The sequence below is a fragment of the Streptomyces platensis genome (genome assembly GCF_008704855.1).
Taxonomy (GTDB): domain Bacteria; phylum Actinomycetota; class Actinomycetes; order Streptomycetales; family Streptomycetaceae; genus Streptomyces; species Streptomyces platensis.
Genome location: NZ_CP023691.1, coordinates 7,980,459 through 8,001,951 on the forward strand (window position 1 = coordinate 7,980,459; position 21,493 = coordinate 8,001,951).

20 protein-coding genes are annotated in these 21,493 nt (G+C 71.0%); 6 read left to right on the top strand and 14 right to left on the bottom strand.

Translation table 11 applies throughout. The annotated features are described in order from the left end of the window. Nucleotides 1-305 precede the first annotated feature (305 nt). From car to CP981_RS35270, 4 genes are all read right to left on the bottom strand, one after another. Nucleotides 306-3,827, bottom strand: a complete 3,522-nt coding sequence (car, locus tag CP981_RS35255; RefSeq protein WP_085922151.1) for a carboxylic acid reductase — start codon at nucleotides 3,825-3,827, stop codon at nucleotides 306-308. 175 nt (nucleotides 3,828-4,002) lie between these two features. Continuing rightward, nucleotides 4,003-4,713, bottom strand: coding sequence for a FadR/GntR family transcriptional regulator (locus CP981_RS35260; RefSeq protein WP_085922150.1), 711 nt, complete (start codon nucleotides 4,711-4,713; stop codon nucleotides 4,003-4,005). A gap of 235 nt (nucleotides 4,714-4,948) precedes the next feature. Beyond that, nucleotides 4,949-5,299, bottom strand: coding sequence for a hypothetical protein (locus CP981_RS35265; protein ID WP_085922149.1), 351 nt, complete (start codon nucleotides 5,297-5,299; stop codon nucleotides 4,949-4,951). A 280-nt stretch (nucleotides 5,300-5,579) separates the two neighbouring features. After that, the gene (locus tag CP981_RS35270) at nucleotides 5,580-6,446 is read right to left on the bottom strand and encodes an SGNH/GDSL hydrolase family protein (protein ID WP_085922148.1); all 867 of its coding nucleotides are present in this window, start codon (nucleotides 6,444-6,446) and stop codon (nucleotides 5,580-5,582) included. A gap of 122 nt (nucleotides 6,447-6,568) precedes the next feature. Between CP981_RS35270 and CP981_RS35275 the strand changes: the two genes are divergently transcribed. Next, entirely contained in the window at nucleotides 6,569-7,192 is a 624-nt protein-coding gene (locus CP981_RS35275) for a TetR/AcrR family transcriptional regulator (RefSeq protein WP_085922147.1), read from the top strand. On the opposite strand, the gene CP981_RS35280 is transcribed toward CP981_RS35275, so the two are convergent. The 8 genes from CP981_RS35280 to CP981_RS35315 form a co-directional block, all read right to left on the bottom strand. Continuing rightward, nucleotides 7,161-8,408 carry an FAD-dependent oxidoreductase gene (locus tag CP981_RS35280; protein WP_085922146.1) on the bottom strand — a complete coding sequence of 416 codons (1,248 nt, stop codon included), beginning with the start codon at nucleotides 8,406-8,408 and terminating at the stop codon, nucleotides 7,161-7,163. The genes CP981_RS35275 and CP981_RS35280 overlap by 32 nt on opposite strands. A gap of 116 nt (nucleotides 8,409-8,524) precedes the next feature. Next, entirely contained in the window at nucleotides 8,525-9,544 is a 1,020-nt protein-coding gene (locus tag CP981_RS35285) for a hemolysin family protein (RefSeq protein WP_085922145.1), read from the bottom strand. Further along, complete coding sequence (locus tag CP981_RS35290; protein ID WP_085922144.1) at nucleotides 9,541-10,884, bottom strand: hemolysin family protein; 1,344 nt, start codon at nucleotides 10,882-10,884, stop codon at nucleotides 9,541-9,543. Before CP981_RS35290 ends, CP981_RS35285 begins: the two co-directional genes overlap by 4 nt. Before the next feature lie 216 nt (nucleotides 10,885-11,100). Then, entirely contained in the window at nucleotides 11,101-11,526 is a 426-nt protein-coding gene (locus tag CP981_RS35295) for a GNAT family N-acetyltransferase (RefSeq protein ID WP_085922143.1), read from the bottom strand. A 78-nt stretch (nucleotides 11,527-11,604) separates the two neighbouring features. Continuing rightward, entirely contained in the window at nucleotides 11,605-12,060 is a 456-nt protein-coding gene (locus CP981_RS35300; RefSeq protein ID WP_085922142.1) for a MaoC family dehydratase, read from the bottom strand. A gap of 59 nt (nucleotides 12,061-12,119) precedes the next feature. Further along, the gene (locus CP981_RS35305; RefSeq protein WP_085922141.1) at nucleotides 12,120-13,622 is read right to left on the bottom strand and encodes an acyl-CoA synthetase; all 1,503 of its coding nucleotides are present in this window, start codon (nucleotides 13,620-13,622) and stop codon (nucleotides 12,120-12,122) included. Nucleotides 13,623-13,635: 13 nt separating this feature from the next. Continuing rightward, entirely contained in the window at nucleotides 13,636-14,529 is an 894-nt protein-coding gene (locus CP981_RS35310; RefSeq protein ID WP_085922140.1) for an amidohydrolase family protein, read from the bottom strand. A 4-nt stretch (nucleotides 14,530-14,533) separates the two neighbouring features. Further along, a complete protein-coding gene (locus CP981_RS35315) occupies nucleotides 14,534-15,463 on the bottom strand; it encodes an SDR family NAD(P)-dependent oxidoreductase (protein ID WP_085922139.1) in 930 nt (309 codons plus the stop codon). A 228-nt stretch (nucleotides 15,464-15,691) separates the two neighbouring features. On the opposite strand from CP981_RS35315, the gene CP981_RS35320 reads away from it, so the two are divergent. After that, entirely contained in the window at nucleotides 15,692-16,114 is a 423-nt protein-coding gene (locus CP981_RS35320; RefSeq protein WP_085922419.1) for a MarR family winged helix-turn-helix transcriptional regulator, read from the top strand. Nucleotides 16,115-16,135: 21 nt separating this feature from the next. On the opposite strand, the gene CP981_RS35325 is transcribed toward CP981_RS35320, so the two are convergent. After that, nucleotides 16,136-17,617 carry an APC family permease gene (locus CP981_RS35325; protein ID WP_085922138.1) on the bottom strand — a complete coding sequence of 494 codons (1,482 nt, stop codon included), beginning with the start codon at nucleotides 17,615-17,617 and terminating at the stop codon, nucleotides 16,136-16,138. Nucleotides 17,618-18,041: 424 nt separating this feature from the next. Between CP981_RS35325 and CP981_RS35330 the strand changes: the two genes are divergently transcribed. From CP981_RS35330 to CP981_RS35345, 4 genes are all read left to right on the top strand, one after another. After that, nucleotides 18,042-19,130 carry a cytosine permease gene (locus CP981_RS35330; RefSeq protein WP_085922136.1) on the top strand — a complete coding sequence of 363 codons (1,089 nt, stop codon included), beginning with the start codon at nucleotides 18,042-18,044 and terminating at the stop codon, nucleotides 19,128-19,130. Between the two features lie 292 nt (nucleotides 19,131-19,422). Further along, complete coding sequence (locus CP981_RS39320) at nucleotides 19,423-19,992, top strand: CAP domain-containing protein (protein ID WP_280117060.1); 570 nt, start codon at nucleotides 19,423-19,425, stop codon at nucleotides 19,990-19,992. A gap of 122 nt (nucleotides 19,993-20,114) precedes the next feature. Next, complete coding sequence (locus CP981_RS35340) at nucleotides 20,115-20,387, top strand: toxin-antitoxin system HicB family antitoxin (protein WP_063770822.1); 273 nt, start codon at nucleotides 20,115-20,117, stop codon at nucleotides 20,385-20,387. Beyond that, nucleotides 20,384-20,755, top strand: a complete 372-nt coding sequence (locus CP981_RS35345) for a fic family toxin-antitoxin system, toxin component (protein WP_085922134.1) — start codon at nucleotides 20,384-20,386, stop codon at nucleotides 20,753-20,755. The genes CP981_RS35340 and CP981_RS35345 overlap by 4 nt, the downstream gene beginning before the upstream one ends. Before the next feature lie 21 nt (nucleotides 20,756-20,776). On the opposite strand, the gene CP981_RS35350 is transcribed toward CP981_RS35345, so the two are convergent. Beyond that, a complete protein-coding gene (locus tag CP981_RS35350) occupies nucleotides 20,777-21,448 on the bottom strand; it encodes a class I SAM-dependent methyltransferase (RefSeq protein WP_085922133.1) in 672 nt (223 codons plus the stop codon). Between the last annotated feature and the right edge of the window lie 45 nt (nucleotides 21,449-21,493).

Sequence of the window (21,493 nt, forward strand, 5' to 3'; positions counted from 1 at the left end):
TTGCATCCCGCCGAATCCCGCTGACCTGCGGGTATTGAGGCCACCGGCGTTCTGTGGGGTGCGCCCCTCTGCCACAGCACCCCGATCATGGCGTTCTCCTCCCAGCCCTCGGCGTCCTCGAAGTAGCCCTCCATCACCCCGCTGTTGGGTAACCATCCGCCCCGCTTGGCGATGGTCTTGCGGTCGTTGCCGGCGCGCCGGGATTCTTCGGCGGCGCCGCGGCGGGGGAGTGGCCGGTCTTCCTCACCGGTGCCGCCGGCCCGGAGGCAGCGTGACGATGCCGTCCGCCGACACGCAGGTGCGCGTCAAATCAGGTACTGCGCCCGGAGGTCAGCCACGTACTTGGTGATCAGGGCCGGTGACAGACGAGGGATGTCGTTCTCCTCGTCGAGGGCAGCGGCCCGTACCGCCGCACGGAACCGGTCCGCCGGCAGGGCGGACCCGGGCAGTGACTTCTGCGGCTCGGCGAAGGCGTGCAGCAGAGGAAGCAGCGAATGTTGCTTCTGGTGGTCGGGCAGGCTCCGCAGGGCGGTCTCGAAACGGTCGAGCCACTCGGCGTGGTCCTGGACGCGGGTCAGGGGGTGCCCGGCTGTCATCAGCCAGTCGACGAACGTGTCGAGGGAGATGCCGTCCTCGTGCGGGTTGACCACGTTGTAGGTCCGGTGGCCCTCTCGTGCGTCGTCACCCAGCGAGGTGATCGCCCGCGCGGTGAAGTCCACGGGGAGTGCGTCGTAGTGTGCGCTGCCGTCCCCCGTGTCGCGGTCGTAGAAGCTGCCGGGTGCGATGCCTGTCGCCAGCAGGCTCAGCAGGAGGCGGGTGAAGACGTCCGGAATGTTGAGCTGGCCGCGGTAGCGCGGGTGCGCGAGGATCAGGTTCGAGCGGAAGACTGCGACCGGCAGCCCGAACCTTTCGTGCGCCTCGTGCAGCAGCACCTCGCCGGCCCATTTGCTGGCCGCGTAACCGTCGGCGTAGTCACCTTCGAGGCCGCGTGTCCGGCAGGCGGTGCGGATGTCCGCCGACTCGTCGGCCGCTGACTCGTTCCCGAAGACGACGGCGACCGTCGACAGGTAGGTGAACTGCTTGATTCGGGAGGTGACCGCGAGCCTGATCAGTTCGGCTGTTCCCCGTACGTTGGGACCGAACAACTGGTCGTAGGGCAGGACATGGTTGACCAGTGCCGCCGGGTGGACGATCAGGTCGACGGTGTCTGCCAGCCGCTGCCAAGTCCTGTCGTCGAGGCCGAGGTTCGGTTCCCCGATGTCGCCGGCGATCACGTGCAGATGCCGGGCGGCGAGCGCGTGGTAGCGCTCCATGAGTTCCGGGTCGCCGCTGTCGAAGGCCGCCTCCAGCCGTGCCCGGGCCGTCTCGGCGGAGGAGCCGCGGACCACGCACACCAGCGTGCCACCGCGCTGCGCCACGCGCTCCAGCCATTCGAGACACAGGAAACGGCCCAGGTAGCCGTTGGCGCCGGTCAGCAGCACGGTCCGGGCCTCGGGCAGCGGACCGGCCGGCCGTTCGGCCCGCCCTATGGCCCGTGCGTCGAGGAACGCGTCCAGCCGTAGGTCGGCCGCGTCGAGTCGCGTCGCATCAGGGCCGTGGAGGCTGTCGGCGGTAGGGCGGTGGTGTTCCGACGCGAGCGCCCGCTCGATGTGGTCGGCCACCCGCCGCAGCGTGTTGACCGGGTTGATGACCAGGTCGACAGGAACATCGACGCGGTAGATCTCCTTCAGCAGCTGAGAGAACGACAGTGCCGTCAGGCTGTCACCGCCGAGGTCGAGGAAGCGTGCGCCGGGCTCCAGGTCGCCGTTCCGCTGCCCGAGGAGCGCCTGTGCGGCCCGGAGCACGGTCTCCGGTACGGGCTGGTCGGGGCCGAGCCGGCGCAGTGCCCGCAGTTCGTCGGCCTCGCGGTCGGTCAATTCGGTGTACAGCGCTTCGAGGTGCTCGCCGTAGCGCTTCGTCAGGGCGGGCCGCAGCGGCTTGCGCATTCCGGAGAGCAGTCCGTTCTCCTGGGTGAACGGCTCGCTCTCGATGAGGAAGTCCCTGGGGATCTCGTAGGAGTTCAGTCCCGCCTCGGTGGCGAGTTCCTGCAGGGACTCCCGCAGGACCGGCCTGATGCGCCGGGGGTCCCCGTCGGCGCGGTCGAGGGCGTCCTGCGTCGGCACGACGACCGCGAGCAGGTAGGCGCGGGCGCTGTTGCCGTACAGGAAGATCTGCCGGACGACCGGACTGCCGCTGAAGAGCGCCTCCAGGCGGGAGACGGTGACGAATTCGCCCTGTGGCAGCTTGAGGACGTTGGAGCGGCGGTCGACGTACCGCAGCGCGTCGGGGCCGACGCGGGCCATGATGTCGCCCGTGCGGTAGAAGCCATCCTCGTCGAAGGCCTCGGCGGTGGCGTCCGGGCGCCGGAAGTAGCCGGGGACGAGCCGGTCGGACCTGATCAGCAGTTCGCCCCTGGGGTGCGGTGAGTCGGTCGCGAAGTATCCCAGCTCGGGTACGTCGGCCAGCTTGTGGTCGGTCACCGGCGGGCGCAGCACCTGGCCGTCGAGGGAGACGATGCCGGCTTCCGTCGACCCGTAGCCGTCGGACAGCCTGACGTGGAGGCAGTTCTCGACGAACGCCGTCAGCTCGTCGCTCGGTGGAGCGGAGGCGGTGACGGCCCACAGGAGGCGGCCGCCCATGACCTTCTCCCGCAACTCCTCCCTCACCTGCTCGGCTGCATCGCCGTCCGGCTCGGTCCGGCGGGACAACTCGGCCCGGTAGTGCTGGAAGAGCATGTCGGAGATGCGGGGAACCATGAGGAACTCGGTGGGTCGGACCAGCGAGAGGTCTTCGAAGAGGGTCGACAGGTCGCTGGACGCCGTGAAGCAGGCGAGGCCTCCCTTGGCGAGCGTGCTGAACAGTACGCCCCTGCCCATCATGTGGCTCAAGGGAAGGTAGTTCAGCACGATGGAGGGCCGAACCGCTTGGCCGGGTACGAAATCGATCCAGAAGTGCCTGGCCAGGCGCTCGGTGTACATGGCGCCCTTGGGGGTGCCGGAACTGCCCGAGGTGTAGATCAGTGCGCTGAGCGCGTCGGCTGCCGACCCGTCGGGAACCTCGGGGAGCGACGGCAGCGTCCTTCCCCGGTCGATGACCGATGCCAGTGTGTCCAGGGTGACGCCTCGGTCCTGCGCCGCGAGCCGCCCGCGCGCGGAGTCCAGCTCCTCCTGGTGGGCGGTGATCTCGGAGTGGTGGCCGATGAGGATGATCCGGCCCAGCGAGGGGGCGTTCGCCGCTATGTCGATCGCGACCGCCAGGTGGTCGACGTGCGCCACGAGCAGGCGCGGTCCGGTCTGCTCGACGATGGGAGACAGGTGTAACGCCGAGGTACCGGCCTGGAGGGGAACGGACACCATGCCGGAGCGGATGCAGGCCAGCTCCACCACGGTGTACTCGGAGCTCGTGGACCCGAGAACGGCGACGAGGTCACCCGGTCCCATCGCGTGTGCGGGGTGGTGCCGCCACTCGGAGGCCACCGCGCCCACCCGTTCCCAGAGTTCGCCGTAGGTGAGCGTGTCGAACCGCTTCAGCAGGCGCAGCGTGGTCCGGCCCGTCTCCGGGTCGGTAACCGGCTCGGTGGCACGCTCGCCCAGGGCGGGACGGTCGGCGTACCCCTTCATCACCGTGGCCACCAGGGCGGCGAGCGGCAGTCCGGGCCGCCGGATCGCCTCGGTGACGGCGTCCAGGGGCGCGGTGTCACGGAACTGCGCGTCGGTCGCGGACAGGTGGGCGTTGCGCCGGTCGGTACGTGCGTCGAGTTCGGCGGCGGGGGGTCGGGGGTGGGACACGAGTGGTCTCCTTTTCGGTCGTGAAAGCCCGTTCGGGTGGGCGGCGTTGCCGTGTGGGCAGGGTGTTCGTTTCAGGGGGAGGGCTGACGCAGCTGGTGGTGGTCCTGTCCCGTGCCGTATGCGGCGACCGCCGTGGCGATGCCCAGGACAGCCGGTACGGAAGCCGGCCGCGGACTCACCGGTCCTCCGCGTCTCGTGGTGTGCCGGTCTCGTGGCCGTGGGTGAGCTGGACGATCGCGGCCGCCGTGGCACGGGCGCCGCCCGCGTCCCGGGCTTCGATCGCGTCGACGAGCCGGCGGTGCAGGCGGGCGTGCTCCTCGGCATGGACGGCGTCCCAGGGCAGGCCCCCCGGGGACGAGGTGAGCGCCGTGCCGAGGTAGTCGTACACCTCGATCAGCAGGTCGTTCCCGCTCGCCCGGACCACGGCCCGGTGGAACAGCGCGTCGACGTTCGTGGCCGCGGAGGTGTCCTCATCGGCGCAGGCCGCGTCGGCGTCGGCCAGGAGCTCCCGCAGCTGCTGCAACTGACTCTCGTCGCGGCGCAGGGCCGCGGCCTGGGAGGCGTACTCCTCCAGAACACTCCGCAGCTCCAGCACGTTGTCCCGCCGTGCGGAGCTCGCCCGCCGCACCATGACCGACTGCAGCTCGCTCGATGAGCGGACGTAGGTGCCGTCGCCGGCCCGGGGCTCCAGCAGACCCAGGTGCACCAGCGCACCGATCGCCTCCCGCAGGGTGCTGCGTCCGACGCCGAGTTCTTCGATGAGGGCCTGTTCCGGCGGGATCCGCGTCCCCACCGGCCACCCGCCGGCCTCGATGTGGGAGCGAAGACTGTCAACGAGCTGAGCGGAGAGGCTGGCGGTCCGCCGCGGTGCGCTGATGCGTTTCATGGCAGCACTCTATACAAACATCAGACATTTGAACATCAGGTGCTGACTTGCAGTCAGCCCGCCACGTCTGCGCTTCCATCGCCACCCGCTGAGGACACTGCCGGCCTGCGCCACCGGGCGCCGTGCCGTTCGGATGCCGGCTCGGGCGGCGAGGTGTTGCAGGCAATGCGGGTGGTAGAACGCGTACGCGCCACGCGAGATCGATAACGCTGAAGCGTGACGTCCGCTGGTTCCGCTACCGACGGGCGGTCTCCTGAACGCTGAGCAGCAACCCGTCCTCCATTACGGCCGTCACCACCCGCACGCCCACGACGGAGCCGTCCACGATGTGGCGCTCCAGGAACCGGTACACCTCGGGGGTGATACTGGTGACTTCCTCCAGCTGGATCGACAAGCCAGGCTGGCTGCCGCCCGCACTACGCAGGGATTCGCGCAGCGTCTCAAGGCCGAGGAGCGCTCCATCTGTCGTCACGAGCACGAAGGACTCGTGGTGTGCGCCCAGGAATGCGTTGAGGCTTTCGGCCTCTCCATCCCTCAGCCACGCAGCCAACTGGTCATGGTGCCGAGCCAAGAAGTTTCCGTGCATCCCCCAACTGTGGCAGCTGATAGGCCGCTGTGCACCGGGCAGCGCCCACCAGTGGGCGAGTATCAGCTGATGAGAGCCGGGGCCGGTGCGGTAGGCGCCGGCCGACCGGCGAGTGCTTCGTTGCCGCGCATTGGAACGGGCTGAAGGGTCGGCAGGACGCAGGTCCTCGCCCAGGATGCCGTACAACTCGCGGCGGGACGCCGGTCCGTCGGCTGCAGGTGTCCTGCGGGTGAGGCCCGCGTTTAATAGGCGGCGCATGGCAGCCGGGCAGGGCATCGAGTCAAGGCCACACCCGTCGCCAGTCCGTCACGGGGTCAGGGTTTGTGTGGTCCGCAGGGGTGACCCAGAAGGCTTTGCCCAGCTCAGCGCTGAACTGGGCGCCTGTCCGGCCGTCTCCGGAGGACCGGCCGGTGAGCCGCCGGCCTATCCACGGCCCCAGATGTTCGCGCGCGAACCGCAGATCCGCGGCGCGCCGCGCACCCCAGCCCGGCGGGGCGGCGGCCGGCAGCGGCGCGTCCCAGTCCGACTCGGCTGTCAGCCCGAGCGCCTGCCAGACGGCCTCCGCCACCCGGCGGTGCCCCTCGGCGTTCAGATGCAGCCGGTCGTCGGCCCACAGCCGCGGGTCGGACAGCGCCTTGGACGCATACAGATCCACCACCACAGCGCCGTGCCGTGCGGCCACCTCGTCGATCCACGCGAACAGCTGCTCCATGCGCGGCCGGAAGCGCTCCAGTACGGGGCCCTGCCGCCCCGGGCTGCGCATCAGCACCAGCTGCCCACCGCCCTCGGCCAGCCGCCCGGCGGCGTCCTCGAACCGGGCGCACACCTGGGCCACGTCGCACCGGGGCCGCAGGACGTCATTGAGCCCGCCGACCAGCGTCACCAGATCGGCGCCCATCGCGGCCGCCGGCCCGCACTGCTCGTCGGCGATCTGCCCGATGAGCTTGCCGCGCACCGCGAGATTGGCGTAGCGGAAGCCCGGTGCGGCGGCGGGTTCCCCGGCCGGCCCCCGGGCCGCGGCCGCCAGACGGGCGGCGAGCAGATCGGCCCAGCCGCGGTACGAGCCGTCCGGCAGGGCGTCCGACATTCCCTCGGTGAAGCTGTCGCCGACCGCGACGAAACTGGTGTAACGGGCATTCATCTCCATGGCGCCGTGATCCTACCGCCCGCCGTACCGCTCGGTATGCCCGGTCCCCGGGGTGCGGCGGAGCCCCGCGGTGTACGGTCTGGTGCGTCCGGACGGCGAGGAAAGAGACAGGTGGCCGCGCGATGACTCCCCGCCGGGGCGATGGCCCCGACGAGCCGACGTTCACCGAACGGGCCCGCCGCCAGCAGCTCATCGACGCCACCATCGACCTGATCTCCACCCGGGGCTACCCGGCGACCTCGCTGTCGGCGATCGCCGAGCGGGCCGGACTGTCCAAGGCCGCGGTGCTCTACCACTTCTCGTCCAAGGACAATCTGACCCGGGCGGCGCTGGAGCAGGTGATCGAGCAGTTCAGCGCCTATGTCACCGAGCGGCTGGCGCGGGCGGCCGGCCCGCGGGAGGCGATCGTCGTCTATGTACGGGCGATGATCGGCTACCAGCAGGCCAACCGCCGCCAGGTCCGCGTGATCACCGAGATGCTGCTCGACGACGGTGGGGGCACCCGGCTCAAGACCCCGGGCTCTCATGACACCCACCGCCGTTGGCAGCGCCTGGCCGAGCTGCTGACGGAAGGTCAGAAGGCAGGCGTCCTGCGGGAGTTCAATCCGCAGACCGTCGCCCTGGCCATCGGTGGCGCCATCGACGGAGTGATCGCGCACTGGCTTGCCCACCCCGAGCTCGATCTGGACGCGGCGGCCGCGGAGCTGGAGGAGTTCACCCTCCACGCGATCGAGCGGCGGAGCTGACCCGGGCGAAGGCGGGGGCGCGCTCGGGGCGGATGCCGATCCCGCCCAGATAGCCGGTCACCGTCCGCAGCGGCGGCACCCGGCGCAGCAGCCGCACCGGCACCGGCAGCCGGTCGCCGTCGAGGGTGCCGGCCAGCGCGGAGCTGATCATCGTGTGCTCGGCCCGCTGGGACCGCTGGATCACGGTCATCGGCAGCTGCCGGCGCTTTTGCACCCGCGCCAGATCGGCCACCGCGGGCGTGCCACGACGCAGCGGCTCCGCCAGGATGCGGGCCGCGGCGACCGCGTCCTGGAGCGCGAGGTTGACGCCCACCCCGCCGACCGGCGACATGGTGTGCGCCGCGTCCCCGATGCACAGCAGTCCGTCCCGGTACCAGCGCCGCAGCCGGCCGAAGGTGACCTCCAGCAGCTTGACGTCGTCCCACGAGGCGACCGAGCCGGTCACCTCGTCGTCCCAGTCGAACAGCGTCCCGAGCCGGTCCCGCAGCCACTGGATGCCGTGGGCGCGCAGCTCCGCGTCCCGGCCCTTCCCGATCAGATAGGAGGTCTGGAAGTACGTGCCGCGATCCATGGTGACCGCGACCTGGCCGCCGCCGAAGTGTGCGAAGACCCGGCCGCCCTTGAGGCTGTCGGCCGGGGCGTCCACCCGTACCTGCCAGACGTCCATCGGCACCTCGAACTGCCGCTGCCGGAGCCCGGCGGCCTGCCGCACCACCGAGTCCCGGCCGTCGCAGGCGACCGTCAGGGCTGCGGCGAGTTCGCCGGGGGCGCCGTTTTCGTCGAGGAACCGCACCCCTGTGACCCGGTCGCCGTTCGTCCGCAGTCCGGTGACCCTGGTGTTCATCCGCAGGGTGAAGTTGGGCTCCGCCGCGGCCGCGCCCGCGAGCAGATCGAGGAAATCCCACTGCGGGACCATGGCGAAGTACTTGTGCCGGCCGGGGATGCGCCGCATATCGGTCAGCACCACCGTGGTGTCTCCGATCCGCGCCCGCATCTCCTCCAGCTTGGCGAACGGCAGCCGGGCGAAGGCCTCGCCGAGACCGAGTTCGTCCAGCAGACGCAGGGTGGACGGATGGACGGTGTCGCCGCGGAAGTCCCGCAGGAAGTCGCCGTGCTTCTCCAGGACGGTCACGTCGATACCGGCCCGGGCCAGCAGCAGTCCGAGCATCATTCCTGCGGGTCCGCCGCCCGCGATACAGCACGTGGTGCGGTGCATGCTCTTGCCCCCTCCTCGCGTACGCCTGCGATGGCGACCGGCGAGGGCGGCATGCCCTGACCGATCGGTCAGCAATCTAACCGATCGGTCAGGCGTGGGGGTTCACCGCCCCCTCATCACGCCGCGGGGCGTTGCAGCACCAGCTCCCGGAGCACGTCCTCCATCGACACCAGCCCGGCCAGCCGCCCTTCTTCGCCGATCACAGCGGCCAGATGCGTACTCGATCCGCGCATCGCCGTCAGCACGTCGTCCAGCAGCGTCGAGGCCTTCACCCGGGCGATCGGGCGCAGCGCGGAGACCGGGAAGGGCAGCGTGCGGGGGCTGGCGTCCAGGGCGTCCTTGACGTGCAGATAGCCGAGGATGCGCCCGGTGTCGTCGACCACGGGGAAGCGGGAGAAGCCGGATTCGGCGGCCAGCCGCTCCAGCCCCTCGGGGGTGATCCCCATCTCCGCGGAGACCACCTTCTCGACCGGCAGCACCACATCCCGGACCGGCCGGCGGCCCAGCTCCAGTGCGTCACGCAGCCGCTCCTGCGCCCGCTCGTCGAGCAGCCCGGCCGCCCGTGAATCCTCGACCATCTTCGCGAGCTGGTCGTCCGAGAACGTCGCGGCCACCTCGTCCTTGGTCTCCACCCGCATGAGCTTGAGCAGCCCGTTGGCGAGCGCGTTGATCGCGAAGATCGCCGGGCGCAGCGCCCGGGTCAGGGCGACCAGGGGCGGCCCGAGCATCAGGGCGCTGCGCACCGGCTCGGCCAGGGCGACGTTCTTCGGCACCATCTCGCCGAAGAGCATGTGCAGATACGTCGCCAGCGACAGCGCGATCACGAACGAGATCAGATGGATCAGCGCGGTCGAGACACCCATCGCGTGGAACGCCGGTTCCAGGAGATGGGCGATGGCGGGCTCGGCGACCGCGCCCAGCACCAGGGTGCACAGGGTGATGCCCAACTGGGCCGCCGCCAGCAGGGCCGACACATGCTGAAGACCCCACAGCACGCTGGTCGCCCGGCGGTCACCGCGCTCCGCGTACGGCTCGATCTGGCTGCGGCGTACCGAGATCAGGGCGAACTCGGCGCCCACGAAGAAGGCGTTGACGACCAGCGTCAGCAGCCCCACGAACAGCTGGACCGCGGTCATCGGCGGGCCTCCTTCTCCTGCTCATCGGCGCTGCCCGGCAGCGGCGCGTGCAGCAGCACCCGCGCCGCGCGGTGGCCGGTGGCGTCCAAAACATCCATCGACCAGCCCGCCACCTCCAGGGCGTCGCCGGCTTGCGGTATCCGGCCGAGCTCGGTGGCGATCAGACCGGCGAGGGTCTCGTACGGGCCCTCCGGGAGCCGCAGGCCGATCCGCTCCAGCTGGTCGGTGCGCGCGGCGCCGTCGGCCTGGTAGGCCGTGCGGCCCGCCGCGTCGGTTCCGGCGGGTGCCAGGTCGGGGGTCTCCAGCGGGTCGTGTTCGTCGCGGACCTCGCCGACGACTTCCTCGACGATGTCCTCCAGCGTCACCACCCCGGCCGTACCGCCGTATTCGTCGATCACCACCGCCATCGTGCGCTTGCCGGAGAGCCGGTCGAGCAGCCGGTCCACGGTCAGCGTCGTGGGGACCAGCAGCGGCTCGCGGACCAGCTCGGAGACCGGGTGGCGGGGACGGCGCTCGGCCGGGATGGCCAGCACGTCCTTGATGTGCGCCACTCCGACGACGCTGTCCAGGCTGCCGCGGTAGACGGGGAAGCGGGACAGCCCGGTCGCCCGGGTCGCATTGGCCACGTCCTCCGCGGTGGACTGCACCTCCAGCGCGATCGCCTGCACCCGCGGTGTCATGACGTTCTCCGCGGTCAGATCGGCGAGATTGAGGGTGCGGACGAAGAGCTCGGCGGTGTCGGGCGCCAGCGCGCCCTCCTTGGCGGAGTGCCGGGCCAGCGCCACCAGCTCCTGCGGGCCGCGGGCCGAGGCCAGCTCCTCGGCGGGTTCCAGCCCCATCCGGCGCACCGTGCGGTTGGCGGTGTTGTTGAGATGCCGGATCAGCGGCCGGAAGGCGGCGCTGAAACCGCGCTGGGCGGTGGCGACCTTCTTCGAGATGACCAGCGGGTGGGAGATGGCCCAGTTCTTCGGGACCAGCTCGCCGACGACCATCAGGACGACCGTGGAGATCGCCGTACCGAGGACCACGGCCAGCGAATCCGCCACCGAGCGGGGCAGGCCCATCGCGTCCAGCGGGCCCGCCAGCAGAGTGGCGATGGCCGGTTTGGAGAGCATGCCGATGACCAGGCCGGTGACGGTGATGCCGAGCTGGGCTCCGGAGAGCTGGAAGGTGAGACCGCGGACCGCCTTCAGGGCGCTGTCCGCACCCCGCTCGCCGCGCTCGGCGGCGCGCTCGAGGTCGCTGCGCTCGACGGTCGTCAGCGAGAACTCGGCCGCGACGAAGACACCACAGGCCAGGGTCAGGAGGAGCGCCACGCCCAGAAAGAGCAGGTCGGTCATCGAGTCACCTCCGTCCCATGATCGAACAGGATCGGGAGGTTCGCGCTCTGCCGGGAGGGTGCCCGGCAACTGGGAGGCTCGCCCATGGCTGGACGCTCACACACCTTTCACTGAAGTGGGGGAACCCCATAGTAAAGGATCAGCAAAAGTCGCTGGTGAGCAAAGAGCCCGCCCCGGGGTCGGGACGGGCTCCGGGTGCCTTTCACCCGCGGGCGCTCAGGCGTCGAGGTGTTTGACCCAGCGGCTCCACTGGGGCTCGGGTGCGTAACCCGCCGCGCGCCACGCATGCTGCGCCGGCTCATTGCGGTCCAGCACCATCGCATCGCCGCGCCGGCCGCCCAGCGCGCGGAACCGCTCCTCGGCGGCCGCCAGCAACGCGGCGCCGATGCCCTGCCTGCGGTGCCCGGGGTGGACGGCCAGCCGGTAGAGATGGCAGCGCCAGCCGTCGAAGCCGGCTATCACGGTGCCCGTGAGGACGCCGTCGCGCTCGGCGAGGAGCAGGGCCTCCGGGTCCCGGGTGATGAGCCGGGCCATTCCGTCATGGTCGTCGCTGATGCTGGTGCCTTCCGCGGCGGTGCGCCAGAACGTCAGCACGGTGTCGATGTCCGACGGGGTGGCGCTGCGGATGTGGAGATCGCTCATGGGGTGAGCCAAGCAGAGCGCCGACCCGATCGGCGACCCCTTTCCGTACGAAGAGGCCAGGTCCCGAGGCTGCCGGGCTCAGACGTAGAAGCGCGTGACGCTCTGGAGCACGGCGGCGGGTTTGCTGCCGCCCTCGATCTCTATGGTGCCGTCCACCGTCATCTGCACTCCGCCGCTGATGTCGTCGACGGAGGCGAGGACGGCGGTCAGCCGGAGGCGGCTGCCGACCGGGACGGGCGCGGGGAAACGGACCTTGTTGAGGCCGTAGTTGACCTTGGTGCTGACGCCCTCGACGTCGAGCAGGTCGGTGAACAGCGGGATGAACAGGGCCAGGGTCAGATAACCGTGCGCGATGGGGCCGCCGAACGGCCCCTGCTGCGCGCGTTCGACGTCCACATGGATCCACTGGTGGTCGCCGGTGGCGTCGGCGAATCCGTTGACGCGGTCCTGGGTGATGTCGATCCAGTCGCTGGTGCCGAGCACGCTGCCGGACAGTTTCTTGAGCTCGTCGATGCCGTGGACGGAAACAGTCACCGTGATTCTCCTCGGGGAGGGACGGAAAGGGGGGCGGTGGTGCAGAGCGGAAGGCGTGGTCAGAGCGCGCCGTACCGGGCGCGGACCTGCTGTTTGGCGAGCTTTCCCGAGGCGGTGCGCGGGAGTTCACCGGCCACGACCAGGGTCTTCGGGATCTTGTACTTGGCGAGCCGGCCGGCCAGCGAGGTGAGGATCTCGGCCGGGTCGAGCACGGCCCCTTCGCGGGGGACGACGACCGCGCGGCCGACCTCGCCCCACTCGTCGTCGGGTACGCCGATGACCGCGCACTCGGCGATATCGGGGTGGGCGAGGAGGGCGTTCTCGACCTCGGCGGGGTAGATGTTCTCCCCGCCCGAGATGATCATGTCCTTGAGGCGGTCGACGATGGTGACATAGCCGTCGGAGTCGATCCGCGCGGCGTCCCCGGTCCGGAACCAGCCGTCGGTGAACGCCGCCGCGCTCTCCTCGGGAAGCCCCCAGTACCCGGGCATGACATGCGGCCCGCGGACGAATACCTCGCCCGTCTCTCCCACGTCCACCGGCGTCAGGTCGGGCCGGGCGACGCGTACCTCGCTGAAGAAGTGCGGGACGCCCGCGGAGCCGGCCTTGCTGACGGCGTGTTCGGCGTCGAGGGAGAGGGTGCCGGGGGCCGCCTCCGTCATCCCGTATCCCTGGAGGAACGACAGGCCGCGGTGCTGGTAGGTCTCGATGAGCGAGCCGGGGACCGGTGCGCCGCCGCAGGTGAGGGTGCGCAGCGAGGAGAGGTCCGCCTGCTGCCAGCGGGGCCGGCCGGCGAGCCGGCTGTACATGGCCGGCACCCCGAACATGAACGTCACACGGTGCTCCTCGATCAGATCGAGGGCCGCATCGGGGTCGAAGGACCCGGTCAGGACGCAGGCGCCGCCCTTCAGCAGCACGGGCAGGGTGAGCATGTTCAGCGCGGCGGTGTGGAACAGCGGCGCCGACACCAGCGCCACCTCGTGGGCCGTCAGATCGCTGTCCACCAGGACATTGACCGCGTTCCAGGTGAGGTTGGCGTGGGTGAGCATCGCGCCCTTGGGGCGGCCCGTCGTGCCCGAGGTGTACATGATGAGGCCCACCTCGTCGCTGCCGACGGGTTCGTCGACCGGGTCGCTGGAGGAGGCCGCGAGGAGCTCCTCGTACTCCGGGCCCACGGTGACGGTTCTCCGCAGGTCCACGGTGCCCCGCAGCTCGTCGACGACGGCTGCCTGCGCCGGGGAGTGCACCAGCACGCCGGTACCGGAGTCCGTCAGCTGGTAGGCGATCTCGGGTGCGGCCAGGCGGGTGTTGAGCGGTACGAACACCGCGCCGAGCAGCCCGGCCGCGAAGAACGTTTCCAGGAAGGACGGGTGGTTGGGGCCGAGGTAGGCGACCCGGTCGCCGCGCCGGACCCCCGCTGCGCGCAGGGCGTGGCCCAGACGGGTGGTGCGCTCGTGGAGTACGGCATAGGAGGTCGGCGCGCCCTCATGGAGGAGGGCGGTGCGACCGGGGGTCTTACGGGCCCGGCGGGCGGGCCACGACCCCAGTCCCTCGTTGCGCATCACAATCTCCTTGTCAGGAGCGGGATTCGGTGTCCTGATCGGCGAGCCCGAGGAGCCGGGCGGCGTTGTCCCTGAGGATCTTCGGCCTGACCTCGTCCTTGAGCGGCAGCTTGGCGAAGTCGGCAAGCCAGCGGTCGGGCGTGAGGACGGGGTAGTCGGAGCCGAAGAGCACCTTGTCCTGGAGCAGCGAATTGGCGTAGTGGACGAGCTGCTTCGGAAAGTACTTGGGCGACCATCCGGACAGGTCGATATGCACGCCCGGTTTGTGGGTCGCGACGGCGAGAGCCTCGTCCTGCCAGGGGAACGACGGATGCGCCAGGATGATCTTCATCTGCGGGAAGTCGGCGGCGACGTCATCGACGTACAGCGGATTGGAGTACTTCAGCCGGATGCCGCCCCCGCCGGGCACACCGGCGCCGATACCGGTCTGGCCGGTGTGGAAGAGCGCGATGGACCCGGTCTCCTCGATCACCTCGTACAGCGCGTAGGCGAGATCGCGGTCGTTGGGGAAGAAGCCCTGGATGCTGGGGTGGAACTTGAAACCCCGGACGCCGTACTCCGCCACCAGCCTCCGGGCCTGCTTGACGGCGGCCTTGCCCCGGAACGGGTCGAGTGAGGCGAAGGGGATGAGCACGTCCGGGTTGGCGGCCGCGGCCTCCGCGACCTCCTCGTTGGGCACCGGCGGCGTGCCGGTGGCGGATTCGGCGTCGACCGTGAAGACGACGGCAGCCATCCTCCGTTCCCGGTAGTACGCCGCCATCTCCTCCAGGGTCGGCTTGCGCGCGCCCTCGACCTTGAAATAGGCGCTGGAGGCGTCGTACAGGCCGTCGTCCAGGGCATGGGCGCCCTTGGCCGACACCTCGGCATGGGTGTGGACGTCGATCGCCACGAGCTCGTCGGTGTTCATCGGGTCACCGGGCCTTCGGAGCGGGGATACCGACCGTCTGCGGAGCGCTGCCCACCGAGTGATGCCAGGTGGCGGCGATGCTCTCCGGCGTCCAGCCGCCCTCGGCGTAGGCGGCCGAGACCTCCTGCGGATGCGACCACAGTGCGAGCTTGTCACCCCCGATGCCGATGCACTGCCCGGTGACGTCACGCGCCGCGTCGGAGGCGAGGAACGGCAGGAGTGCGGCACAGTCCTCGGGGGTGCCGAACCCCTCGCCCTTGCGCAGGAACTCCGGCAGCGGCTCCCCGCGGTGCAGGGCCTCGATGTACGGGGCGAAGGCCGGGATCGTCTCGGTCATGGCGGTGGCCGCCACCGGGACGACGGCATTGACGGTGATGCCCGCCCGGCCCAGCTCCATGGACCAGGTGCGCACCATGGCGCCGATACCGGCCTTGGCCGCCGCGTAGTTGGTCTGGCCGAAGTTGCCGCGCTGGCCGGCCGGCGAGCCGATCAGGATCAGGCTGCCGCCCTCGCCCTGTTCCCGCATCTGGACCGCGGCGGCGCGGGCGCAGGTGAAGGTGCCCCGCAGATGCGTGGTGACGACGCTGTCGAAGTCGTCGTCCGTCATCTTCCACAGGACGCGGTCCCGCAGGATCCCGGCGTTGGTGACCATGATGTCGAGCCGCCCGAACTCCTGGACGGCGCGGGCGACCAGGCGGTCCGCGGCCTCGGTGGTGCCGACGGCCACCACCTCGGCCACCGCCCGGCCGCCCGCTTCGGTGAGGGAACGGACGGCCTGCCCGGCGATCCCGGCGTCCACGTCATTGACGACGACGGCGGCACCGGCCCGGGCCAGCGCGGTGGCGTAGGCGAGGCCGAGACCCCGGCCGGAGCCGGTGACCACGGCCACCTTGCCGCTGAGGTCGGTGGAGGGAGGGGGAGTGGGGTCTGACACGGCGATGTGCTCCTTCTCTTGGGAGGGAGGGGGCGGAGCCCGGGGCGCGGCTCGGCGCGGTCCGACTCTCACGAAGGAAGCTAAGACCAATCATTGTTGTCGTCAATAGTTGCCGTGAACCTCGGTATGCTCCATGCTGAGACCGCACCGTCCCCACCCGCGCTCCCGTTCCCACGGGACCTCACACCGGAGCCAGAGATCGCCGAGACCGACGCCGACGTCCCCTGGATGCGCGCCCTCCACGCCGACACCGGCTACCTGCTGTACCGCCTCGGCCTGCGGTCGGGGAGCATGTTCAACACGGCGCTCCAGGAGTACGGCCTGCGGCTGCGCCACTACGCCCTGCTCCGGTATCTGACGACCGTGGAAGGCGCCCTGCAACGGGAATTGAGCGAACGGCTGGGCTACGACCCGAGCGCGATCGTGAGCCTGGTCGACGACCTCCAGGACCTCGGTCACGTCGAACGCCGGCCTGCGCCCGGCGACCGCCGCAGCCGCATCGTCGTCCTGACGGACCGGGGCCGCAGCGCCCTGCGCGACACCGACGAGTCCAGCCGTCAGGTCACCGACGAACTGCTCGTCCCGCTCGACGCCGACGAACGGGACCAGCTGCACGCACTGCTGCTCCGGGTCGCCGAGCCGGAGCAGTAGTCCCGCCGGCCCGCCCCCGCGCTATCGGGCCGGGCCGGCCTCGCGCTCCTCGTCCCGGGACCGGGTGCGCCTGCGCTGCGTCAGGTACCCGGCGACGGCGACCGCCAGCAGCAGGGCGACGGTGCCGAGGGTGAACGCCTCGAAGGTGAGCCGGGAGACGCCCCAGACCGCCCGGAAGTCGTACGGGAGGCCGAAGAGCTGCTCCAGTGTGCCGGGAAACAGCGCCACCCATGAGCCGAGCACGATCCAGGCGTAGACGAGCAGCGTCGCCACGGTGAAACCACGGGTGCCGAACGGGACCTGGTAGGGCCGGGGCACCTCGCGGTGGCGCAGCCGCAGTGCCAGCAGCGAGGGGACCACGGCGAGATAGGACAGCAGCAGGGTGGTGATCGCGACGGTCAGCACCACGCCGAAGACCGCTGAGGCGTCGCCCTTCGCCAGATTCATCGCGGCGGCCATGAACACGGTGGCGGTGACCCCGGACAGCAGATTCATCCGGACCGGCGTCCCCAGCCGCGGATGGAAGGCGCCCAGGCCCCGGCTGAAGAACCCGCCGTCGGCTGCCGCCATCGCCTGCATCCGGTCGGCGACGATCATCCAGGCGCTGCCCTGTGTCAGCAGCGCCACCACGAACAGCACCGCGACGAAGGTCAGCACCGGTTCGCGCCCGTCGCCGTAGATTCCGAAGACCAGCCGGGCGGCATCCATGAAGCCGCCGACGCCGGTGACCTTGCCGGGCGGCGCGGCCGAGAGAATGGCCAGCACCGGCAGCAGGTAGCAGCAGATGGCGATCGCTCCCGACACCCCGATCGCCACCGGCACATCGCGCTGCGGAGCGAGCATTTCGTCGCCCGCCGCGTTGGGCGCCTCGAACCCGACGAAGGCGAACAGCAGCACCGGCACCAGCGCCAGAAACCCCACTCCGGTGGGGGCGAAGCCGGCGCCCTGGAGACCCCGGAAGCCGTGCTGGATCCCGTACGCCACCGCAGTACCGGTGAAGAAGGCCAACGCCAGCACCTTGGCCCCGGCGCCGGCCGTGGTGATCCATTTACCGCGGCGCAGCGAGACCACCGCGGTGAGGATCGCGGCCCAGATGAAGGCCAGCTTGAAGGCGTAGTCCGCCACCGTCCCCGAGCCGAGCGGGAGGACGAAGCCGTCCCATGCCGCGGCCGCCACGAAGACCAGCGAACCGCCGAGCCAGACGGGGTTGGTGACCCAATAGAACATCGTGGTCAGCACGGCCGCCGGCCGCCCGAAGGCCACCTCCACCCAGACGTACGGCCCGCCTTCCTGCGGGAACGCGGCCCCGGTCTCGGCGAACACCAGGGCGTAGGGCACCAGGAACATCACCGCGATGACCGCGATCCAGGTGACGGCCTGTCCGCCGCCGGCGGCGATCTGCCCGATGACATCGAAGGAGATCACGGCGGCGACGCCCATCGCCATGATGTCGAAGCGCCGCAGACTCCGCTTCAGGTTCGGGACGGGGGCGGGGACGGACACGGCGTGGTCCTCCTGATGGCCGGTGCGGTCGCGGTCGGTCCGGTCCGTCGCTGCCCTCCGTGGGCCGGGCCGGCGACGGTCACATCGTGCGGCATCGGCTCCGGCCGCATCGGCAGCGGCACGCCCTGCGACGGACGCATCGGCCGGTCGTCCGGGCCGCCGCCGTCGTCCGTCGAGTCGCGCCCCGGCGGCCGGTGGAGAACCGCGCGGCCGCGTCGTGCGTCCCGCATCACATGGAGATCCCGGGGAGGACGGATCTTGGTCATTGACCTGGTGGCCCGGGTATCCGAGACTCCGTTCAGCCCCCCTCGTCGGCCGCCGCCCCACCGGTCATCCGGCAGCTCCGCGCTGCCCGCCCGCCGGTTGGCCGTCCCGTCACCCACCAACCCGCGACCCCGCGCGGGCCAGCCACGAGGAGGCCGCCGTGACCGATCGGCACGGAGCCGCGCAGCCCGGCGCGGTCGAAATCCACACCACCGACGAGGTGCCGGAGCGCGCACGGCACGGGGGTGTCCGTGCGCTGTTCACCCTCGGGTTCGCCACCCATATCGCTCCCTTGGCCCTGGTCACCGGCGCGATGGCGGTGCAGGTGTTCCATCAGCCGCTCTGGTCGGGCATCTTGGCGGTGCTGGTCGGACAGTTGCTGGGCGGGGCGTGCACGGCGTCGCGGTGGGCACCGGGACCGCAGTCCGGCGGGCCGCGTAGGCTCCGGAGCCGGGCCCGGTTCGGCTCGCCGGGCGCACTGCCGAGCGTGGCCGCGGCGGCCGCCGTGTACCTCGCGCTCTTCGCCGTTCACCTCGTGCTCGCCGGGCGGTCGCTGCACGCCCTGGCACCCAACGTGCCGGTCGGCGCGGCCATCCTGCTCGCCGCCGCCGGCTCCGCGCTGCTCTGCCTGATCGGCCGGCGGCTGCTCCACCTCCTCCACAAGGCGGCGGCGGTGGCCCTCGGCCTCGGCAGCCTGGCCGGCCTCGCGGTCGTCGTGGCCCGCGGCCTGCCCGCGGACGTCCTCACCCGGGGCGGCTTCACCTTCGCCGGCTGGCTCGCGATCGTCGCTCTCAGCGCCCTGTGGCAGGCGGCCCTCGCCCCGTACGTCGCGGACCCCGCGCGCTCGCTGCCCCGGCCCGCCCGTACCGCCGCCGCCTTCCGGGCGACCTACGGAGGCTCCTGCCTGGGCTCCCTGCTGCCGTTCCTGGCCGGCGCGGTCGTCGCCCCGGCCTGCCCGGGCCCGGACCCGGTCGCCGGATTCGGCACCGCGGCCGGGGCGTTCGGGCCGGTGCTGCTGGCACTCTTCCTCCTGGTCCTCCTCCACCACAGCGCGCTCAACCTCTACCGCGCGGTGCATAGGTGCGTCGGGCTGATCGTGACCACGCCGCTGTACTTCCGGTGGGCGCGCTCCCGGCGGCGGTGCGACGGGGCAGCGGTGTTCAGCGTGCGCGAGCAGGCCGCCCGCATCCTCGACCCGCTCCGGCCGCTGTATCCCGAGGACGTACGAGGCTTCGCGGACACCCGTTAGGGCACCCGCTGAAGGTGCCGCCCGCAGCCCGCTGCGCGACGGAAGAGCCCTGCCCGCCCAGGCCCAGAAATTCTGCGGCTGGCCCGAAATTCCCTTTCCCTGTCCCGGGAGTGGAAAGGCGCTGCGGCATCGTACGGAACTCGCGGACGATTTACCAACTGCCGCCATATCTCCGGTGCAAGTTCCTTTGCGATGAAGGCTTTTCGGGGTGGTCACACGGCCGGACTTCCTCCCATTCGCAGAATCCGAAGCGCATTTCCCCGTCAACTCCTCTGCATAAAGGGAGAGTTGGGTGCTGGGCGGGAGGTGCGAGGGGCTGTGGGGAGTTGATGGTGCCGCCGTACGCCGCACGCCGTCCGCTTTCCGTTCCGGCATTCCCCTATGTCCCCCAGGCCCCGGGCAGCGCCACCCCCGGCGCCACGCCGAGCGACCGGCCCTCCACGCCGGCGCCGAAGGCGACCAAGTCGGGGAACAGCAAGATCGACCGTTACGAGGCGGAAATCAACCGGCTGGTCAACAAGACACGGGTCGAGCACGGCTGTGCGCCCCTGCACCGCGACCCCCGCCTGGACAGGCCGCCCGGCTGCACAGCCAGGACATGGCCGCCCACAGCCACTACTCGCACACCTCCACCGACGGCAAGGGCCCGAAGGAGCGGGTGGAGGCGCAGGGGTACGGCGATGCCTCGGCGGAGAACATCGACGCCTGGCCGACGACCCCCCAGGGCGCGTTCGACGCCTGGATGCACAGCCCCGGCCACCGGGCCAACCTCCTCGGCTGCCACTCCAAGGCCACCGGCATAGGTGTCGCCCTGGGCGGCAAGCACCGGGCCTACTGGACCCAGGACTTCGGCTACAAGTAGAGCCGGGCCGTGGGAGCCGCCTGCCCGGATGCCCCGCGGCGGAGCATCCGGGCAGGCGGACCCGGGCTCTCCGCCGCCCTCGCCGCTTGCCGCTGCTAGCGGATGCGCGCTAGCTTTGAGGAGTGGCGAAGACGCAGCTGAACGTCAGGGTGGACGAAGCCACTGCTGAAGCGGCGCGAGAGCGCGCTACGCAGCGGGGAGTGAGCATGAACCGCTATATCGAGGAGCTCGTCCTCAAGGACGCCGGCGAGGTCGGCCAGACCTTCGTCGAGGCCGCCTCCGACTTCATGAAGCAGTACGAGCGCGTCTTCGCCGAGGAATTCGGCCGGCAAGAAGGCAGTCCCCCTGCCACCCCGGGCACCACCGACCACGAAGGACTGCCGGGCACCACGTGACACTGCGCATCGACCTCGCCTGGCTCCTTCTGATCGCCGAACAGCACACCCCCGGAGACCCCCAGGTCACCGACTGGGGCTCCCTGGTGGCCGCCGTCAGCCGCCATGAAGCCGAGATATTCGGTGTGCCCGTCTACACCGAACCCCAGGACCGCGCCGCAGCGCTGCTCCAACTCCTGCTCCAGGTACCGGCGTTGGAGGAGGCGAATGCGATGTTCGCGACCGCCGTCGCCTATGGCTACCTCGTCGCCAGCGGTCTGAAGATCGCCACCTCCCCCGAACAGGTCCGCGACCTCGCCCGCCTCGTCAAGGACGGTACGGCCGACGTCGGGGCCATCGCGGACGAGCTGCGCACCTGGACGGTCTGAGCCGCCCGCGCGCGGGCCGCTTCAGTCGGCCGGCCGCCGGGCCGTGCCCAGCACCGCCGGTGAGGTCGGCAGCGTCGGCCCGCGCTCCGGCACCCGCAGCCGGCGCACCCGCAACACCTCGAACCCGGCCGTGCGGATCTCGCCCAACGGGTCCCGGCCGGTGTGACAGCCGCCCATCAGCAGCGGCCAGACCGTCCGGTCCAGCGACCACTGCACCGCCGCCAGCCCCCGCCCCGCGGCCCGCCCGTGCTCGAAGAACCGCAGCTCACCGCCCGGCCGCAGCACCCGCCGCAGCTCCAGCAGCGCCCGCTGCACCTCACGCACCGAACACAGCACCAGCGACGCCACCGCGGTGTCGAACGCTTCGCTCTTGACCGGCAGCGCCTCCGCCACCCCCGGCACCAGATCCACCGGCACCTCCGCATGCGCCGCCGCCGACCGGGCCACCTCCCGCAGGGTGGGCTCCGGCTCGATGGCCACCACCTCCGAGACGGTCCCCGGATAGTGCGCGAAGTTCAGCCCGGTGCCCGCACCGACCTCGATGACCCGGCCGGTGGTGCCCGTCAGCAGCTCCTTCCGGAGCGCGGCCACCCCCGCCCGCGCATCCGCGGCCGGACCGCAGCAGCTCGCATAGAAACGGGCGAACACCGGGTGGTGCACCGTGCCCTGCGGAACTCTTCTGCGCTGCCACATGACGGACCCCTTCGCCGACGCTGCCCGCTCCTGGAGTCAGTTTCC

What these genes read in the sequence shown, in the direction of transcription:
- CP981_RS35295 (WP_085922143.1), bottom strand. Translation starts at nt 11,526, where the DNA reads ATGAGCGATCTCCACATCCGCAGCGCCACCCCGTCGGACATCGACACC.
- CP981_RS35275 (WP_085922147.1), top strand. Translation starts at nt 6,569, where the DNA reads ATGACTCCCCGCCGGGGCGATGGCCCCGACGAGCCGACGTTCACCGAA.
- CP981_RS35280 (WP_085922146.1), bottom strand. Translation starts at nt 8,408, where the DNA reads ATGCACCGCACCACGTGCTGTATCGCGGGCGGCGGACCCGCAGGAATG.
- CP981_RS35285 (WP_085922145.1), bottom strand. Translation starts at nt 9,544, where the DNA reads ATGACCGCGGTCCAGCTGTTCGTGGGGCTGCTGACGCTGGTCGTCAAC.
- CP981_RS35310 (WP_085922140.1), bottom strand. Translation starts at nt 14,529, where the DNA reads ATGAACACCGACGAGCTCGTGGCGATCGACGTCCACACCCATGCCGAG.
- CP981_RS35305 (WP_085922141.1), bottom strand. Translation starts at nt 13,622, where the DNA reads ATGCGCAACGAGGGACTGGGGTCGTGGCCCGCCCGCCGGGCCCGTAAG.
- CP981_RS35260 (WP_085922150.1), bottom strand. Translation starts at nt 4,713, where the DNA reads ATGAAACGCATCAGCGCACCGCGGCGGACCGCCAGCCTCTCCGCTCAG.
- CP981_RS35350 (WP_085922133.1), bottom strand. Translation starts at nt 21,448, where the DNA reads ATGTGGCAGCGCAGAAGAGTTCCGCAGGGCACGGTGCACCACCCGGTG.
- CP981_RS35265 (WP_085922149.1), bottom strand. Translation starts at nt 5,299, where the DNA reads ATGCACGGAAACTTCTTGGCTCGGCACCATGACCAGTTGGCTGCGTGG.
- CP981_RS35270 (WP_085922148.1), bottom strand. Translation starts at nt 6,446, where the DNA reads ATGGAGATGAATGCCCGTTACACCAGTTTCGTCGCGGTCGGCGACAGC.
- CP981_RS35290 (WP_085922144.1), bottom strand. Translation starts at nt 10,884, where the DNA reads ATGACCGACCTGCTCTTTCTGGGCGTGGCGCTCCTCCTGACCCTGGCC.
- CP981_RS35320 (WP_085922419.1), top strand. Translation starts at nt 15,692, where the DNA reads ATGCGCGCCCTCCACGCCGACACCGGCTACCTGCTGTACCGCCTCGGC.